General features: G+C 59.3%; 18 protein-coding genes. 15 read left to right on the plus strand and 3 right to left on the minus strand.

Features of this window, described 5'->3' with window-relative positions:
• The first annotated feature begins 9 nt into the window (after positions 1–9).
• Positions 10–1,629, plus strand: a complete 1,620-nt coding sequence (locus tag BJ917_RS30130; protein WP_121105926.1) for a hypothetical protein — start codon at positions 10–12, stop codon at positions 1,627–1,629.
• A 95-nt stretch (positions 1,630–1,724) separates the two neighbouring features.
• Here BJ917_RS30130 and uraH read toward each other — a convergent pair whose 3' ends face one another.
• Complete coding sequence (uraH, locus tag BJ917_RS30135) at positions 1,725–2,078, minus strand: hydroxyisourate hydrolase (RefSeq protein ID WP_121105928.1); 354 nt, start codon at positions 2,076–2,078, stop codon at positions 1,725–1,727.
• Between the two features lie 431 nt (positions 2,079–2,509).
• On the opposite strand from uraH, the gene puuE reads away from it, so the two are divergent.
• The 9 genes from puuE to BJ917_RS30175 all read left to right on the plus strand — a co-directional run bounded on the left by puuE (position 2,510) and on the right by BJ917_RS30175 (position 10,619).
• On the plus strand, positions 2,510–3,436 hold the full coding sequence (gene puuE, locus BJ917_RS30140; protein ID WP_096509709.1) for an allantoinase PuuE: 927 nt from the start codon (positions 2,510–2,512) through the stop codon (positions 3,434–3,436).
• Positions 3,433–3,948, plus strand: coding sequence for a 2-oxo-4-hydroxy-4-carboxy-5-ureidoimidazoline decarboxylase (uraD, locus tag BJ917_RS30145; protein WP_096509708.1), 516 nt, complete (start codon positions 3,433–3,435; stop codon positions 3,946–3,948). Before puuE ends, uraD begins: the two co-directional genes overlap by 4 nt.
• Before the next feature lie 90 nt (positions 3,949–4,038).
• A complete protein-coding gene (alc, locus tag BJ917_RS30150) occupies positions 4,039–5,034 on the plus strand; it encodes an allantoicase (RefSeq protein WP_121105929.1) in 996 nt (331 codons plus the stop codon).
• A 117-nt stretch (positions 5,035–5,151) separates the two neighbouring features.
• Entirely contained in the window at positions 5,152–5,655 is a 504-nt protein-coding gene (locus BJ917_RS30155; protein ID WP_007988150.1) for an ureidoglycolate lyase, read from the plus strand.
• 50 nt (positions 5,656–5,705) lie between these two features.
• On the plus strand, positions 5,706–7,007 hold the full coding sequence (locus BJ917_RS30160; protein WP_121105931.1) for a urate hydroxylase PuuD: 1,302 nt from the start codon (positions 5,706–5,708) through the stop codon (positions 7,005–7,007).
• A 154-nt stretch (positions 7,008–7,161) separates the two neighbouring features.
• A complete protein-coding gene (locus BJ917_RS30165) occupies positions 7,162–8,511 on the plus strand; it encodes a nucleobase:cation symporter-2 family protein (protein WP_096509705.1) in 1,350 nt (449 codons plus the stop codon).
• 161 nt (positions 8,512–8,672) lie between these two features.
• On the plus strand, positions 8,673–9,458 hold the full coding sequence (locus BJ917_RS30170) for an outer membrane protein OmpK (protein ID WP_121105933.1): 786 nt from the start codon (positions 8,673–8,675) through the stop codon (positions 9,456–9,458).
• A gap of 1 nt (position 9,459) precedes the next feature.
• Positions 9,460–9,807, plus strand: a complete 348-nt coding sequence (locus tag BJ917_RS31830) for a hypothetical protein (protein ID WP_147432593.1) — start codon at positions 9,460–9,462, stop codon at positions 9,805–9,807.
• A gap of 26 nt (positions 9,808–9,833) precedes the next feature.
• Positions 9,834–10,619, plus strand: coding sequence for an outer membrane protein OmpK (locus BJ917_RS30175; RefSeq protein ID WP_096509703.1), 786 nt, complete (start codon positions 9,834–9,836; stop codon positions 10,617–10,619).
• A 131-nt stretch (positions 10,620–10,750) separates the two neighbouring features.
• Here BJ917_RS30175 and BJ917_RS30180 read toward each other — a convergent pair whose 3' ends face one another.
• Both BJ917_RS30180 and BJ917_RS30185 read right to left on the minus strand, forming a co-directional pair.
• Positions 10,751–11,914: a patatin-like phospholipase family protein gene (locus BJ917_RS30180; protein ID WP_121105935.1), complete on the minus strand. Its 1,164-nt coding sequence runs from the start codon at positions 11,912–11,914 to the stop codon at positions 10,751–10,753.
• Between the two features lie 150 nt (positions 11,915–12,064).
• Entirely contained in the window at positions 12,065–12,997 is a 933-nt protein-coding gene (locus BJ917_RS30185) for a lipid A biosynthesis lauroyl acyltransferase (protein WP_096509701.1), read from the minus strand.
• 118 nt (positions 12,998–13,115) lie between these two features.
• Between BJ917_RS30185 and minC the strand changes: the two genes are divergently transcribed.
• From minC to BJ917_RS30210, 5 genes are all read left to right on the plus strand, one after another.
• Complete coding sequence (minC, locus tag BJ917_RS30190) at positions 13,116–13,853, plus strand: septum site-determining protein MinC (protein WP_121105961.1); 738 nt, start codon at positions 13,116–13,118, stop codon at positions 13,851–13,853.
• A 200-nt stretch (positions 13,854–14,053) separates the two neighbouring features.
• Positions 14,054–14,866, plus strand: coding sequence for a septum site-determining protein MinD (minD, locus tag BJ917_RS30195; RefSeq protein WP_060541535.1), 813 nt, complete (start codon positions 14,054–14,056; stop codon positions 14,864–14,866).
• A 3-nt stretch (positions 14,867–14,869) separates the two neighbouring features.
• Positions 14,870–15,124, plus strand: coding sequence for a cell division topological specificity factor MinE (gene minE / locus BJ917_RS30200; protein WP_007974947.1), 255 nt, complete (start codon positions 14,870–14,872; stop codon positions 15,122–15,124).
• Positions 15,125–15,240: 116 nt separating this feature from the next.
• Positions 15,241–15,876, plus strand: coding sequence for an RluA family pseudouridine synthase (locus tag BJ917_RS30205; protein WP_121105937.1), 636 nt, complete (start codon positions 15,241–15,243; stop codon positions 15,874–15,876).
• Between the two features lie 214 nt (positions 15,877–16,090).
• Positions 16,091–17,380 carry a M18 family aminopeptidase gene (locus tag BJ917_RS30210; RefSeq protein ID WP_096509700.1) on the plus strand — a complete coding sequence of 430 codons (1,290 nt, stop codon included), beginning with the start codon at positions 16,091–16,093 and terminating at the stop codon, positions 17,378–17,380.
• The last annotated feature ends 159 nt before the right edge of the window (positions 17,381–17,539 follow it).

Here is a 17,539-nt window from a genome sequence, read left to right on the forward strand (position 1 = left end):
AGGTTTTCAATGAGCCCAAAACATCCCCTTCGCCCCAAATTCCCCGGCCCCCCAAACGATGGCCCTTCAGGCATACGCGACACGGCCGCGGACACTTTGCCCAGGCGTCCTGTCACCCCACAAGGCCATGAACCCGATTCGCAGCCAGGGCATCAATTCCCGGAGCACGCACAAACACTTGAGGTCCAGCCTCCGCCCATTGAGATCATCGACCTCCCTGCCGATCTGCACATCAGTCGTACCATCACTGACTTCCCATTGGGCAATTATTATCTGGCACCTGGGCTGGTAGAGCGGTTACCCGATCCCGACCCGGCGACCGGACTCCGATCAATTGTCTCCGGGCGCCAGTATGTCGATCTTGTAGAGGGTGGGACGGTATCTGTAGGCCACGACGCGCAAGGTCATTTCAGGGCAAAACAGATCACCGAGCTCGTGCCTTCCGGCCCGCGGCTTGAACGTGTGGAAGGAATGCTCAAATGGCGTCAGTTTCGACCCGACAACAGTGACATGGTGGATTCAGAACTGATTGTGACAGTCAACCGACAGCCGGGCGATCCGAATGAGGAAGCAGGTCCCTCCAAGCGGCCACGCCGGAATGAAGAAGAAAACGAGGATGCTGCGTCATCCGTTCTGCGGATGTCCGAAGCCGATCCACCATCCGAGCCATGGCAAAACTGGGAAATCCCCGCTCAACATGCGTCGCCCGAAGATGTCACCATCGCGGGTGTTCTGTACAAGACCGTGCCGCGCGGTGAGTCGCCGGACCATCCCATTGTTTACATCAAGAACCCGACACACCTGATCTACGACTTTGATTTATTGCAAGCAACCCTCAGGCGAGAGCCCGAACAACAACCCCGTGGCGCTATCCAGGTGCCGCCGAACCACCACTGGGAAGTCGATCCGCATCTACCCTTCGTCAGAGCGCTGACCGACTATGTCGCCACTTACTTTCCCGAGCTCTCGGAACTCTCTTTACTGAATGTCGCCAGAAAACAGTTTCACCTCGCCAACGGCTCCGAAGTCGCAACCAGCGCCGGGCTGACGACCCTCAGGCAAGTGTTCAATGACTGGAGGTCCCTGAACATCACACCACGGCCCGAGTTGGCTGATCCACTGCTCATGCTCCCCGTGTCGCCAATGACTGCAGGCGAGGGGATGTCCCGGGTTATGGAACTTCCCCTGCTTTCCGATCAAGCGCAATTACAGCGACTGGAATTTGATCCGCAAAAGTTCCGCAACGAGTGGCGATACTTCACCACCACCCAAAATGCTGTCGACCTCAAGCTGTTCATGGCCAACCTTTTGAGCCGCAATGGATACACCGTGTTTGAGCCCACCGTAGCCCAGTCCTATCCCGTGTTGGTGTTCCGGCGAACAGGGCATGATTTTGTGTTCTTCATGACCCTGCATCGTGTGCTCGGTAAAAAAATTCATATTCCACCTTCCCGTGACCAGGGATTCTCCTCGAACAGGTGGCCGGAAATGATTGGCCCGTCGGCCATGCAAGCCGTTCAAGACGCCCAAGCGGCGAACAAGCTGGTCTGGCTCAAAGGCGGGAGCCAGATTTCAAAGGATCGCCCCGACGCTGTCTTTATTGTGCGATCGGATGATCCAAGGGCCTAAGCACGGCGCGAAAAAAAGCCCGCAGTGTGAGCGGGCGAAAGACCAAAGAAGCTATATGCGCAGTCGCTTCCAGGGTGAGGCAGCTGCTTGGGGGATCAGCTGCCGCGGTACGTGGAATAGCTGTAGGGCGAAATCAGCAGCGGCACGTGGTAGTGATCCTGTTCCGCCGAGATGCCGAAACGCAGCACCACGACATCCAGGAACGCAGGCGTAGGCAACTGGACCCCACGGGCGCGGTAGTAGTCGCCCGCATGAAACTGAACCTGATAGACACCGGTGCGGTAGTCATCACCCTGCAGCAGCGGTGCATCGACACGGCCATCGCTGTTGGTTGTCGCAGTGGCGACCAATTCCAGCTGCGATCCTTCAACGCGGTACAGCTCGACCTTGATCGAGCTGCCCGGGCAACCGTGTGCAGCGTCCAAAACATGTGTAGTCAAACGTCCCATTGATTCTGCGCGCCTGCCTGCGTGGAAGCAGTCAGACCTCGCGCCTCCCGAAGTCAGTTAAAAGGAGACCGCACCGTTTCAGAACGCGAAAAGCTGCGGCGAGCGATTGATTAAGACATTTTTCAAAAAAATTGTACACAATAAAAGCGACATTTTTACGACCCTCTACGCCACCCAGGGATTTCCAGGCGATTTACGGCGAAAGCACCAAGAATCTGAACCCCGCAGCCATTAGCTGACCAACCAGGCAAATTTCTTGCAGGCTCCTCCCGATAGCACGCGAAGATGACCGTTAGCGAAAAATGCAAAAAATCAGGCTTACAAAGTGAATATAAAGTTGTATACAATCAGCCCATCGCTGTGACGCCAGCCTGCCACCCCATCCAGGCGCGCCACACAATCTGCTACCACGAATAAGAAGGAAGACTGCAGTGAGCGCTGACTACCCACGCGACCTGACCGGTTACGGCAGTAACCCTCCTCACCCACATTGGCCGGGCAATGCCCGTATCGCCCTGTCCTTTGTGCTCAATTACGAAGAAGGTGGCGAGCGCAATATCCTGCACGGCGACAAGGAATCCGAAGCCTTCCTCTCGGAAATGGTCTCGGCGCAGCCGCTGCAAGGCGCGCGCAACATGAGCATGGAATCCCTTTACGAGTATGGCAGCCGCGCCGGCGTCTGGCGGATTCTCAAGCTGTTCAAGGAATTCGACATTCCGCTGACCATTTTTGCCGTGGCCATGGCCGCCCAGCGTCACCCGGACGTGATCCGCGCCATGGTCGATGCCGGCCATGAAATCTGCAGCCACGGCTACCGCTGGATCGACTACCAGTACATGGATGAAGCCCAGGAACGCGAGCACATGCTCGAAGCGATCCGCATCCTCACCGAAATCACTGGCGAACGCCCGCTGGGCTGGTACACCGGCCGCACCGGCCCGAACACCCGTCGCCTGGTGATGGAAGAAGGCGGTTTTCTCTACGACAGCGATACCTACGACGACGATCTGCCCTACTGGGAACCGAACAACCCGACCGGCAAGCCGCACCTGGTGATCCCGTACACCCTGGACACCAACGACATGCGCTTCACCCAGGTCCAGGGCTTCAACAAGGGCGACGATTTCTTCGAATACCTGAAGGACGCGTTCGACGTGCTCTACGCCGAAGGCGCCGAAGCCCCGAAGATGCTGTCGATCGGCCTGCACTGCCGCCTGATTGGCCGTCCGGCGCGTCTGGCCTCGCTCAAGCGCTTTATCGAATACGCTAAAAGTCATGAACAGGTGTGGTTCAGCCGTCGCGTTGACATCGCGCGCCACTGGCAGGAAACCCACCCGTACCAAGGGGCTGCCAAATGAGCACCTTTCAATCGATCAAACCCTCGACCTTGAGCCGCGACGCTTTCGTCAGCGTATTCGCCGATATCTACGAACATTCGCCATGGGTGGCCGAAAAGGCTTTCGAGCTGGGCCAGGACGCTTCGATCGACCAGATCGAAACCCTGCACCAACGCATGAGCGACATCCTGTTGAGCGCCGATCACGCCAGTCAGCTGGCACTGATCAACGCTCACCCGGACCTGGCCGGTAAAGCTGCCGTCCAGGGCCAGTTGACCGAAGCCAGCACGAATGAACAGGCTGGCGCCGGTATTCACCAATGCACGGCCGAAGAGTTTCAGCGCTTCACCGAGCTGAACGACGCCTACAAGGCCAAGTTCAAGTTTCCCTTCATCATGGCGGTAAAAGGCAGCAACCGGCATCAGATCCTCGCAGCGTTCGAAACGCGCATCCATAACCCGGTCGACACCGAGTTCAAGTGCGCGCTGGCGGAGATCAACAAGATCGCCCTGTTCCGATTACTGACCCTATAGCGATCCTGGCCCGAGCGTGCTCAAGAACGCCGAACACGCCCAGGGCCCTGAGAGCATCCCAAGCCACTTATTTAAAGGCAGACAAGAAGAATGAAAGCTTACGCCGTACCTTTCGAGAAGTTCGTCAACCTGGCCGACGCCCGCCTGGGCACCAAAATCATCTCGGTCACCGATGACTGGTTCGCAGACGCCAACCGTCTGTTCCAACCGACCCCGGCCGTATGGAAGGAGGGCGTGTTCGATGACAACGGCAAGTGGATGGACGGCTGGGAATCGCGTCGCAAACGCTTCGAAGGCTTCGACAGCGCGGTGATTCGCCTGGGCGTACCGGGTTCGATCAAGGGCGTGGACATCGACACTTCATTCTTCACCGGCAACTTCCCGCCGTCGGCTTCCCTGGAAGCCTGCTTCCTGGCCGAAGGCGAGCCGAACGAAAACACCCAGTGGGTTGAAGTGCTGTCCGCCGTCGAGCTGCAAGGCAACAGCCACCACTACCACGAAATCAAAAACGATCAGGCCTTCAGCCACCTGCGTTTCAACATCTACCCGGATGGTGGCGTGGCCCGTCTGCGCGTTTACGGCGAGCCGTTCCGCGACTGGTCGGCGGTTGGCGACAACGAACAGGTCGACCTGGCTGCTGCCCTGAACGGCGGTCGTGCCCTGGCCTGCTCCGATGAGCACTTCGGCCGCATGAGCAACATCCTCAACCCCGGCCGCGGTATCAACATGGGCGACGGCTGGGAAACCGCACGTCGTCGTACCCCGGGCAATGACTGGGTGATCGTCGCCCTGGGCCATGCCGGCGAAGTCGAGAAAGTCATCGTCGACACCCTGCACTTCAAGGGCAACTACCCGGACAGCTGCTCGATCCAGGGCGCGTTCGTGAAAGGCGGCACTGACAGCCAGATCGAAACCCAATCGCTGTTCTGGCGCGAACTGCTGCCAAGCCAGAAGCTGGAAATGCACGCCGAACACACCTTCGCCGAGCAGATCAAGGCGCTGGGCCCAATCACCCACATCCGCCTGAACGTCTTCCCGGACGGTGGTGTGAGCCGCCTGCGCGTCCTGGGCAAGGTCGCTAAATAAGCAGTGAGGCCATTCGCGAGCAGGCTCGCTCCCACATTTGAAATGCATTCCCCTGTGGGAGCGAGCCTGCTCGCGAAGACGTCAGATCCAACAACACAGAATTCGGATAAGAACAGCATGCGCACATTGACGATTGAACCGCTGACCAAAGAAGCCTTCGCCCCTTTCGGTGACGTGATCGAAACCGACGGCAGCGATCACTTCATGATCAACAACGGTTCGACCATGCGCTTTCACAAACTGGCGACGGTGGAAACCGCCACGCCAGAGGACAAGGCGATCATCAGCATTTTCCGCGCCGACGCGCAGGACATGCCGCTGACCGTCAGCATGCTGGAGCGCCATCCGCTGGGCAGCCAGGCTTTCATTCCGCTGCTCGGCAACCCCTTTCTGATCGTGGTCGCGCCACTTGGCGATGAACCTGTATCAGGCTTGGTCCGCGCCTTCGTCACCAACGGCAGGCAGGGCATTAATTACCATCGCGGCGTCTGGCACCACCCGGTGCTGACGATCGAAAAGCGGGATGACTTCCTGGTGGTTGATCGCAGTGGCACAGGCAATAACTGCGATGAGCATTTTTTCAAAGAGGATGAGCGTTTGATCCTCGCCCCCCACCAATAAGAGAAGGTCTGATCACTCGACAACAGAGTGACAGGCGAGAGGTAAAGACTGTGGAAGCACATCTGTTGGAATGGCTGAACCTGAGCGTGCGCTGGGTTCATATGATTACCGGTGTGGCCTGGATCGGCGCGTCGTTCTACTTCGTCTGGCTGGAAAACAACCTCAATCGGGTCAACCCGAAAAGCGGTCTGGCCGGTGATTTGTGGGCGATCCACGGCGGCGGCATCTACCACCTGGAAAAATACAAACTGGCCCCACCGACCATGCCGGACAACCTGCACTGGTTCAAATGGGAAGCCTACTTCACCTGGATGTCGGGTATCGCGCTGCTGTGCGTGGTGTTCTACTCCAACCCGACGCTCTATCTGCTGGCTCCGGGCAGCACCCTGAGCGGCCCTGAAGGCGTGGCCATCGGTATCGGCTCGCTGTTCATCGGCTGGTTCATCTACTCCTTCCTCTGCGACTCGGCCCTGGGCAAACGCCCTGCCCTGCTCGGCTTCATCCTGTTCGTCCTGATCATCGGCGCCGCCTACGGCTTCAGCAAGGTGTTCAGCGGTCGTGGTGCCTACCTGCACGTCGGCGCGATCATCGGCACCATCATGGTCGGCAACGTGTTCCGCATCATCATGCCCGCACAGCGCGCACTGGTGGCGGCAATCGCCGAGAACCGCACGCCCGATCCGGCACTGCCGGCCAAAGGCCTGCTGCGTTCGCGTCACAACAACTACTTCACCTTGCCCGTGCTGTTCATCATGATCAGCAACCACTTCCCGAGCACCTACGGCAGCCAGTACAACTGGTTGATCCTGGCGGGGATCGCGGTACTGGCGGTGTTGGTGCGTCACTACTTCAACACCCGTCACGACAGCCACAAGTTTGCCTGGACCCTGCCAGTGGCAGCGGTGGGCATGATCAGCCTGGCTTACGTCACCGGCCCCGCACCGATGAACAGCCCTGAAGTGGCCAAGGCGCCTGCGAAGATCGAATACCAGCCGCTGCCGGAAACAGCATTGGGCGGTGGTGTGAAACCGGCTGAGGCAAAACCTGCCGAAGCTCCGGCAGCGGCGCCAGCGCAAGCGTCCAATGCCGGTCCTGGTTTCGACAAGGTGCACAGCGTGATTCAAGAGCGTTGCGCCGTTTGCCACTCAGCCAAACCGACCAGCCCGCTGTTCAGCGCAGCTCCGGCCGGGGTGATGTTCGATACCCCCGAACAGATCCGCCAGAACGCTGCGCGCATCCAGGCGCAAGCCGTCACCAGCCAGATCATGCCACTGGGCAACATCACGCAGATGACCCAGCAGGAACGTGACCTGATCGGCGCCTGGATTGTTCAGGGTGCCCCGACCAATTAAGTAGCAAAAAGTATCGCTGGCAAGCCAGCTCCCACAGGGATCACCTAAATCCTGTGGGAGCTGCGGTGCGACGATTCGACTTGCCAGCGATTGGCCGCGACGCGGTCGCCCTGATGCAAATAATCACAAGAATAAAAATGATCCGAGGTGTTGCATGTCCGAGCTATCCGAAGCGCGCATCCCCGACGCACCCGCCATTCAGCGTTTACCCCTTTTGCAACTGATCCTGGTTGGCCTGCAACACGTTCTGCTGATGTACGGCGGAGCCATCGCGGTGCCGCTGATCATCGGACAGGCCGCAGGCCTGAGTCGTGAAGAAATCGCCTTCCTGATCAACGCCGACCTGCTGGTGGCCGGTATTGCCACCATCGTCCAGTCCCTCGGCATCGGCCCCTTGGGTATCCGCATGCCGGTGATGATGGGCGCCAGTTTTGCTGCGGTCGGCAGCATGGTTGCCATGGCCGGCATGCCCGGCATCGGCCTGCAAGGAATCTTCGGCGCCACCATCGCCGCCGGTTTCTTCGGCATGATCATCGCGCCGTTCATGTCCAAAGTCGTACGCTTCTTCCCACCGCTGGTGACCGGCACGGTCATCACCTCGATCGGTTTGTCGCTGTTCCCCGTAGCGGTGAATTGGGCCGGCGGCGGCGCTCAGGCCGCGCAATTCGGTTCGCCGATCTACCTGACCATTGCTGCGCTGGTGCTGGGTACCATTTTGTTGGTGCATCGTTTCATGCGTGGTTTCTGGGTCAATATTTCCGTACTGATCGGCATGTGCCTGGGCTACGTGCTCTGCGGCCTGATCGGCATGGTCGACCTCAGCGGCATGGCCAATGCGCCCTGGCTGCAATTCGTCACCCCGCTGCACTTCGGCATGCCCAAATTCGAACTCGCCCCGATTCTCTCGATGTGCCTGGTGGTGGTGATCATTTTCGTCGAGTCCACCGGGATGTTCCTCGCCCTGGGCAAGATCACCGGCCAGGAAGTCTGCCCGCGCATGTTGCGTCGCGGCTTGCTGTGCGATGCCGGCGCCTCGTTCTTCGCCGGCTTCTTCAACACCTTCACCCACTCCTCCTTCGCCCAGAACATCGGCCTGGTGCAGATGACCGGCGTGCGCTGCCGCTCGGTGACCATCGTTGCCGGTGGCTTGCTGATCGTCCTGAGCCTGCTGCCCAAAGCGGCGTTCCTGGTGGCCTCGATTCCGCCAGCGGTACTGGGCGGCGCGGCGATTGCGATGTTCGGCATGGTGGCCGCCACCGGCATCAAGATTCTTCAGGAAGCCGACATCGGTGACCGCCGCAACCAGCTGCTGGTGGCGGTGAGCATCGGCATGGGCCTGATCCCGGTGGTGCGTCCGGAGTTTTTCGCCCACCTGCCCGTATGGATGAGCCCGATCACCCACAGCGGCATCGCCATGGCCACTCTCAGCGCCCTGACGTTGAACCTGTTGTTCAACATTCTTGGCGGCGCCGAACGCGCTGCCGCCAACTGCCACGCCCACTGACAGGTAAAGACACCACAGAACCTGTGGGAGCGAGCCTGCTCGCGAAGAGGTCGTCACATCCAACATCAATGTTGACTGGCAAACCGCTTTCGCGAGCAGGCTCGCTTCCACAGGTCGGGGACTGCCTGCGCCTGAAAAATAAAAACAAGAAGGAGCAACAGATGATTCGGACACAGACAAACATACTGTTGGGCGGTGGGCTTCTGGCCGCGACCCAGGCCATGGCCGGCGATCTGCTGCTGTGGCAAACCAACAGCCTGAGCTATCTGTACGGCAAGGATTTCGCGGTCAATCCGCCGATCCAGCAGACGATCACCTTCGAACACGCCGACCGCTGGAAGTACGGCGATAACTTCCTGTTCGTCGACAGCACCTACTACAACGGCGCGCAAGACCGGAACAAAGGCGTTCACGCCTACTACGGCGAATTCAGCCCGCGTCTGTCCTTCGGCAAAATCCTCAACCGCCGTTTCGAATTCGGCCCGATCAAGGACGTGCTGCTGGCCATGACCTACGAGAATGGCGAAGACGACAGCGAGGCTTACCTGATCGGTCCCGGTTTTGATCTCAAGGTGCCCGGCTTCAACTTTTTCACCCTGAACTTCTACAACCGCCACACCGAAGGCTCGCGCCCCGGCGATGATGTCTGGCAGATCACCCCGGCCTGGTCCTACACCCTGCCATTGGGCAATTCGAGCCTGTTGATTGACGGCTACATCGACTGGGTCGTGGACAACGACCAGAACGCCCATGGCACCTATCACGCCAACCTGCACTTCAACCCGCAGGTCAAATACGACCTGGGCAAGGCCTTGGGCTGGCGGGAGAAACAGGTGTATGTCGGCGTCGAATACAGCTACTGGAAAAACAAGTACGGCATTGAAGACAGCACTCGACTGGACACCAATGAGAGCACCACCAGCCTGCTGGTGAAGGTGCATTTTTAAGATGACCCGCAACCGCGCTTCAAACCTGTCGTCGGTGCGCTGTTGCGGGGCACTTGAGACCTGGCCAAGGAGTCAGTATTCTCCGCGGCCGCCTGAATCCGCTTTAAAAAAAAGCCCGGATTTAATTCCTGACCAGAAAGCCAACTTATCCCGGCACTGGACGGTACCAAGGCATCCCCAAAACCCTCTCAATCGACTGTTGCAGAGCAGCCGAACGGGAGTTTTTTTGTTTTCAGAAAACCTTGGCGCAGCACTTGCTGACAGCACTCAAGCTGACCGAATGGAAGATTTTTTACAGCTACAGGAAAAGACGCCACACCAGAGCGTCGACCTTAAAAAAAAAACGTGAAACCACTACTTTTTGGGAGCAACCGAATGAAACGCACGTGCACTAGCCTGATGCTCGCGGGATCCATGCTGGCAGGGGGCCAGGCCATGGCCGGCGACTTGCTGCAATGGCAGAACAACAGCCTGACCTACCTGTATGGCAAGGACTTCCAGGTCAACCCACGCATCCAGCAGACAGTGACCTTCGAACACGCCGATGGCTGGAAATACGGCGACAACTTCTTCTTCGTCGACAAGATCTTCTACAACGGCAAGCCAGACGCCTTCGCGGGTAATAACTCTTACTACGGCGAATTCAGCCCGCGCCTGTCGTTCGGCAAGATCTTCGATCAGAAGCTGGAATTCGGCCCGGTCAAGGACGTCCTGCTGGCCATGACCTATGAGTTCGGCGAGAACGACACCGAGTCGTACCTGATCGGTCCAGGCTTCGACCTGGCCATCCCGGGCTTCGACTACTTCCAGTTGAACTTCTACAACCGTCACACCGAAGGCAGCCGCCCGGGCGACAACATCTGGCAGGTCACGCCGGTCTGGTCCTACACCATTCCGGTGGGCGACTCGAGCATCCTGATCGACGGTTTCATGGACTGGGTGGTTGACAACGACGTCAACAAAAAAGGCGAATACCACGCCAACCTGCACTTCAATCCGCAGATCAAGTACGACCTGGGCAAGGCGCTGAATCTGGGTGAAAAACAGTTGTACGTCGGTGTCGAATACGACTACTGGAAAAACAAGTACGGTATCGAAGACAGCCAGGGCTTCAAGACCGATCAGAGCGCGACCAGCTTACTGGTCAAGGTTCACTTCTGATTCGGCGGCGTCTGTAAGGACGCCATCGCGAGCAAACTTTGCTCCCACAGGTTTTATATTGTTCGCCACTTATGCGAACGACACAAAACCTGTGGGAGCAAAGCTTGCTCGCGAATGCCGCACCGTCAATCTCAAGCCGAAACCGCCAATCCCAGAAACCGGCACAACTCATCCTTCTTGGCCAACGCATCCCGCCGCCCAAGATCAATCAACTCGCTGCAATACCCCGCCTCGAACAACAGATAACTCAACACCCCCGCCCCACTGGTCTTGGTCGCTCCTGGCCCGCGCAAAAACAATCGCAGCGCCGCCGGCAATTCCTGGCGATGGCGTGCGGCAATCTCGTCGATCGGCTGACTCGGCGAAATCACCAGCACCTCCACCGGCGCCACGCCCAGCGTGCGGATCGGTGTGCCATCGGGCATGAGGCGACTGAACTGATTCAAGCGCTGCAACAACTCGATGTCGCTTTCCAGGCTGTCAATGAACGTACTGTTGAGCATGTGCCCACCGATTTGCGCCAGGGTCGGTTGCTGACCGGTGTACGCGCGCTGCAACGGCTGCTCCGGATCGATGCCCCTCGGGTTGCCACTGACCCCCACCACCAACACACGACTCGCCCCCAGGTGCAGTGCCGGGCTGATCGGTGCCGATTGGCGCACCGCGCCATCACCGAAATACTCTTCGCCGATTTTCACCGGGGCAAACAACAGCGGAATGGCCGAACTGGCGAGCAGATGTTCAACGGACAACTGGGTAGGAACGCCAATTCGTCGATGGCGCAACCAGGCGTCAATGGTGCCGCCGCCTTGATAGAACGTCACCGCCTGACCGGATTCGTAACCAAACGCTGTGACGGCCACTGCGTGTAACTGCTTTCGAGAGATGGCCTCTGCAATACCGGTCATGTGCAACTTGTGGTTGAGCAAATGGCGCAGTGGCGTGCTATTGAGCAACGCCACCGGGACCTGAGCGCCAAGGCCCAGCAGGCTGTGACCGACAAATCGACTGGCCTGCTGGATCACTCCGGGCCAGTCACTGCGCAATACCAGATGACTGCGAAAGCCCTGCCAGAAGGCCGTGAGCCGTTCGATGGCCGCGCGAAAATCCATCGCCCCGCTGGCCAGGCTGACGGCATTGATCGCACCGGCCGAGGTGCCGACGATCACCGGAAACGGATTGTCCGCACCCAATGGCAAAAGCTCGGCAATCGCCGCCAGCACACCGACCTGATAGGCCGCCCGAGCCCCGCCGCCGGAAAGAATCAACCCTGTGACCGGTTCAGCGGGATTCATATACAACGCTCCATGCTCTTTGATGGGGACCTTCCCTTGTAGGAGCGAGCTCTGCTCGCGATGGTCGTCAATGATAACGCTGGCAGCCTGACACCCCGCGGCGTTCTCGAGTCCATCGCGAGCATGCTCGCTCCTACAGGGTTCGATTGATCAACCGCGCTTGGCGTACAACTTCGGCTCGCCGGGTGGGCGGCTCTTGAAGCGACGATGGGCCCAGAGGTATTGCTCCGGACACTCGCGCAACACGCCTTCGACCCACTGATTGATGCGCAGGCAGTCTTCTTCCTCGGTTTCCCCCGGGAAGCCTTCGAGCGGCGCATGGATCACCAGGCGATAACCGCTGCCATCCGCCAGGCGTTCCTGGGTGAATGGCACCACCAGCGCCTTGCCCAGCCGAGCAAACTTGCTGGTGGCGGTGACGGTCGCGGCCTGAATGCCGAACAGCGGCACGAAAATGCTTTGCTTGGCGCCGTAGTCCTGATCCGGTGCATACCAGATCGCCCGGCCCGAGCGCAGCAATTTGAGCATGCCACGCACGTCTTCTCGCTCCACCGCCAGTGAATCGGCATTGTGCCGCTCGCGACCACGACGCTGGACATAGTCGAACAACGGATTCTTGTGCTCGCGGTACATGCCGTCGATGGTGTGCTGCTGGCCAAGCAGTGCGGCGCCGATTTCCAGGGTGGTGAAATGCACCGCCATCAGAATCGCGCCCTTGCCTTCGCGCTGGGCCTGCTGCAAATGCTCCAGCCCTTCGACGTGGGCCAGCTTCGCCAGGCGCTCACGGGACCACCACCAGCTCATGGCCATTTCGAAAAAGGCGATGCCGGTGGAGGCGAAGTTTTCCTTGAGCAGACGCTTGCGCTCGGCAGCGGTCTTTTCAGGGAAGCACAGCTCCAGATTGCGCTTGGCGATGCGCCGTCGGTCGCCGGCCACCCGATACATCAAGGCACCCAGCGCACGGCCGATCCACAGCAAGACCGGGTACGGCAACTGGACAATCAGCCACAACAGCCCAAGGCCCAGCCACAGCGGCCAGAAACGTGGAGACAGAAAGGTTGTTCGAAAACGCGGGCGATCCATTAAAGCTTCCGAAAAGACAATGGCCGCGCATTCTACATCGTTCGACCCGGCTTGCGGCCCGCGGGCGTTCTCGTTATAAGTCTCGGCACTTTTAGTGACAAGTCGTTGTATGCCGACCATGAGCCAAACCGAACCGCTAGACCAAGATCCCGTGTTCCAGCTGAAGGGCAGCATGCTCGCCATTACGGTGCTGGAACTGGCCCGTAACGACCTCGAAAGCCTCGATCGGCAATTGGCCGCCAAGGTCGCCCAGGCACCCAACTTTTTCAGCAATGCACCGCTGGTACTGGCCCTGGACAAGCTGTCGCCCAACGAAGGCGTGGTCGATCTGCCGGGCCTGATGCGCGTCTGCCGCCAGCACGGCCTGCGCACCCTGGCGATCCGTGCCAGCCGTATCGAAGACATCGCGGCTGCCATCGCAGTCGACCTGCCGGTGCTGCCACCGTCCGGCGCCCGTGAGCGCCCGCTGGACCTGAGTGAAGGCGTCGTTGCGAAAAAACCCGAAAAGCCGCCGGAACCGACGATCAAACCGACAAAAATTATCACTTCGCCAGTACGCGGCGGCCAGCAGATTTATGCCCAGGGCTGCGATCTGGTGGTGATTTCCTCGGTCAGCCCGGGGGCGGAACTTCTCGCCGATGGCAACATCCATGTATACGGCCCCATGCGTGGTCGTGTGCTGGCCGGGGTCAAAGGCGATACGAAAGCCAGGATTTTCTGTCAGCAAATGAGCGCTGAACTGGTCTCCATTGCCGGTCATTACAAGGTGTCCGAAGATCTGCGTCGCGACCCTTTATGGGGTTCAGGCGTTCAGGTCAGCCTGTCGGGCGATGTGTTGAACATCATTCGGCTTTAACGGATACTGCCGCATTTTCCAAACATCTCTAAAACGTAGCGAAAACGGCTCAAACGAAGTAGGAAACAGGCCAAAAGCAGTGTTTACCGGGGGTAAACGCCGCCAAGAACCGAATTCCAGCCAAGGCTGTCCGACTGCAGTAGTTTTCAAGAGATGTTTTTCAGGGGCTAAAAGTCCTTTTTCCTTAGGGGTGAAACACCTTGGCCAAGATTCTCGTGGTTACATCCGGCAAGGGTGGTGTGGGTAAGACCACCACCAGCGCCGCTATCGGTACCGGCCTCGCTCTGCGCGGTCACAAAACAGTTATCGTCGACTTCGACGTCGGTCTGCGTAACCTCGACCTGATCATGGGTTGCGAGCGCCGCGTGGTGTACGACTTCGTCAACGTCGTCAACGGCGAAGCCAACCTGCAACAGGCCCTGATCAAAGACAAGCGCCTGGAAAACCTCTATGTACTGGCCGCCAGCCAGACCCGCGACAAAGACGCACTGACCGTCGAGGGCGTGGAAAAAGTCCTGATGCAACTCAAGGAAGACTTCGAGTTCGTGGTCTGCGACTCCCCGGCGGGCATCGAGAAAGGCGCCCACCTGGCCATGTACTTCGCTGACGAAGCGATCGTGGTGACCAACCCTGAAGTGTCTTCGGTTCGTGACTCCGACCGCATGCTCGGCCTGCTGGCCAGCAAGTCCCGTCGCGCCGAGCGCGGCGAAGACCCGATCAAGGAACACCTGCTGATTACCCGTTATCACCCGGAACGTGTGAGCAAAGGCGAAATGCTCGGCGTAGAAGACGTCAAGGAAATCCTCTCGGTGGCGCTGCTCGGCGTGATCCCTGAATCCCAGGCGGTGCTCAAGGCATCCAACCAGGGCGTTCCGGTGATCCTCGACGACCAGAGCGATGCCGGCCAGGCCTACAGCGATACCGTTGATCGCCTGCTGGGCAAGACCGTGGACCATCGTTTCCTCGATGTACAGAAGAAGGGATTCTTCGAGCGCCTGTTTGGAGGCAACTAAGCAATGAACCTTTTTGACTTCTTTCGTGCCAACAAAAAGCAAAGCACCGCGTCGGTAGCGAAAGAGCGTCTACAGATCATCGTGGCGCACGAACGCGGCCAACGCAGCACCCCGGACTACCTGCCGGCCTTGCAGAAGGAGCTGGTCGAGGTGATCCGCAAGTACGTCAACATCGGGTCCGATGACGTGCACGTCGCACTGGAAAGCCAGGGCAGCTGCTCGATTCTGGAACTCAACATCACCCTGCCAGATCGCTGAGTCGATCCGGCGGGAGCCACGGCGGTTCAGGCTGTCTGTACTCTGTGGGAGCAATGCTTGCTCCCACAGAGCGGGGGGCCTGAACCGCCGTTGGCGTTTGTTACGAGGCTGTTTTAATGCCGTTGTCCAACGTCCACATCATCCATCAGGACGCCGCCGTGCTGATGGTGAACAAACCGACCCTGTTGCTCTCCGTCCCTGGCCGGGCCGATGACAACAAGGACTGCCTGATCACCCGCCTGCAAGAAAACGGCTACCCGGAAGCAAGAATCGTCCATCGGCTGGATTGGGAAACCTCCGGCATCATCCTGCTGGCCCGTGATCCCGATACGCACCGCGAACTGTCCCGGCAGTTTCACGACCGCGAGACCGAAAAGGCCTACACCGCACTGTGCTGGGGTCAACCCGAGCTGGACAGTGGCAGCATCGACCTGCCTTTGCGCTACGATCCGCCGACCAAGCCGCGCCATGTGGTGGACCATGAATTCGGCAAACATGCCCTGACGTTCTGGCGCGTGCTGGAGCGTTGCGGCGACTGGTGCCGCGTGGAGCTCACGCCGATCACCGGCCGCTCGCACCAATTACGTGTACACATGCTGTCCATCGGCCACCCGTTGCTGGGCGACGGGCTCTATGCCCACGAACAGGCCCTGGCGGCCTGGCCACGCCTGTGCCTGCACGCCAGCATGCTCACCTTCACTCATCCCCAGACCGGCGAACGCCTGCGTTTCGAGTGCCCTGCACCGTTTTAACGGTCAACACAATAAAAACTGTGGGAGCGAGCCTGCTCGCGAAGGCGGAGTGTCAGTCGACATCAATGGTGACTGACACTCCGCCTTCGCGAGCAGGCTCGCTCCCACAAGGGGTCTTCTCAAGATTTAATCTCGGCGGCATCCCCACCATCAGCCCACCGCCAATTCTCCAACCAATACGTTAAACTGGCGTCATTGCTGTCTGGAGCTACTTATGCGCGAAGAGTTGAACCAAGGCCTGATCGACTTCCTCAAGGCCTCCCCTACCCCGTTCCATGCCACCGCCAGCCTTGTTCAACGTCTAGAAGCGGCGGGCTATCAGCGTCTCGACGAGCGCGAGCCGTGGAATACCGAAGCCAATGGTCGCTACTACGTCACCCGTAACGACTCTTCGATCGTCGCGATCAAGATGGGCCGCCACTCGCCGCTGCATGGCGGGATCCGCCTGGTCGGCGCCCACACCGACAGCCCGTGCCTGCGGGTCAAGCCTCAGCCGGAACTGCAACGCCAGGGCTTCTGGCAACTGGGCGTGGAAGTCTATGGCGGCGCCCTGCTGGCACCGTGGTTCGACCGCGACCTGTCCCTGGCGGGGCGCGTGACCTTCCGCCGTGACGGCAAGGTCGAAAGCCAGTTGATCGACTTCAAGGCACCCATCGCGATCATCCCCAACCTGGCCATCCACCTCAATCGTGAAGCCAATATGGGCTGGGCGATCAATGCCCAAACCGAACTGCCACCGGTGCTCGCGCAATTTGCCGGCGACGAGCGCGTGGATTTCCGCGCGGTGATCACCGATCAACTGGCCCGTGAACATGGCCTGAATGCCGACGTGGTGCTGGATTACGAGCTGAGTTTCTACGATACGCAGAGCGCAGCGGTGATCGGCCTGCATGGTGACTTCATCGCCGGCGCACGCCTGGACAACCTGCTGTCGTGCTACGCCGGCCTGCAAGCGCTGCTGACTGCCGAGACCGACGAAACCTGCGTACTGGTCTGCAACGATCACGAGGAAGTCGGTTCGTGCTCGGCTTGCGGGGCCGATGGCCCGATGCTCGAGCAGACGCTGCGTCGCCTGTTGCCCGAAGGTGATGAGTTCGTGCGCACCATTCAGAAATCCCTGTTGGTCTCGGCCGACAATGCCCACGGCGTGCACCCCAACTACGCTGACAAGCACGACGCCAACCATGGCCCGAAACTCAACGCCGGCCCTGTGATCAAGGTCAACAGTAACCAGCGCTACGCCACCAACAGCGAAACCGCCGGGTTCTTCCGTCACCTGTGCATGGCCGAAGAAGTGCCGGTGCAGAGTTTCGTGGTACGCAGCGACATGGGCTGCGGCTCGACCATCGGCCCGATCACCGCCAGCCATCTGGGTGTGCGCACCGTGGACATCGGCCTGCCGACCTTCGCCATGCACTCGATCCGCGAACTGTGCGGCAGCCATGACCTGGCACATCTGGTCAAAGTGCTGAGCGCCTTCTACGCCTGCCGTGAGTTACCGTAAACCTTAAAAAAGCTTCGCGAGCAGGCTCGCTCCCACAGTTGAAATGCATTCCAATGTGGGAGCCTGCTCGCGAAGACGGCAGCACAGCCAATACCAACTCATGATGTTGGTAACTCATTTCTGATACACCTTTGCACCGCCCATCCAATTCCCACCTAG

This window comes from Pseudomonas sp. WPR_5_2, from assembly GCF_003634475.1.
In the GTDB taxonomy this organism is placed as follows: Bacteria; Pseudomonadota; Gammaproteobacteria; order Pseudomonadales; family Pseudomonadaceae; genus Aquipseudomonas; species Aquipseudomonas izuensis.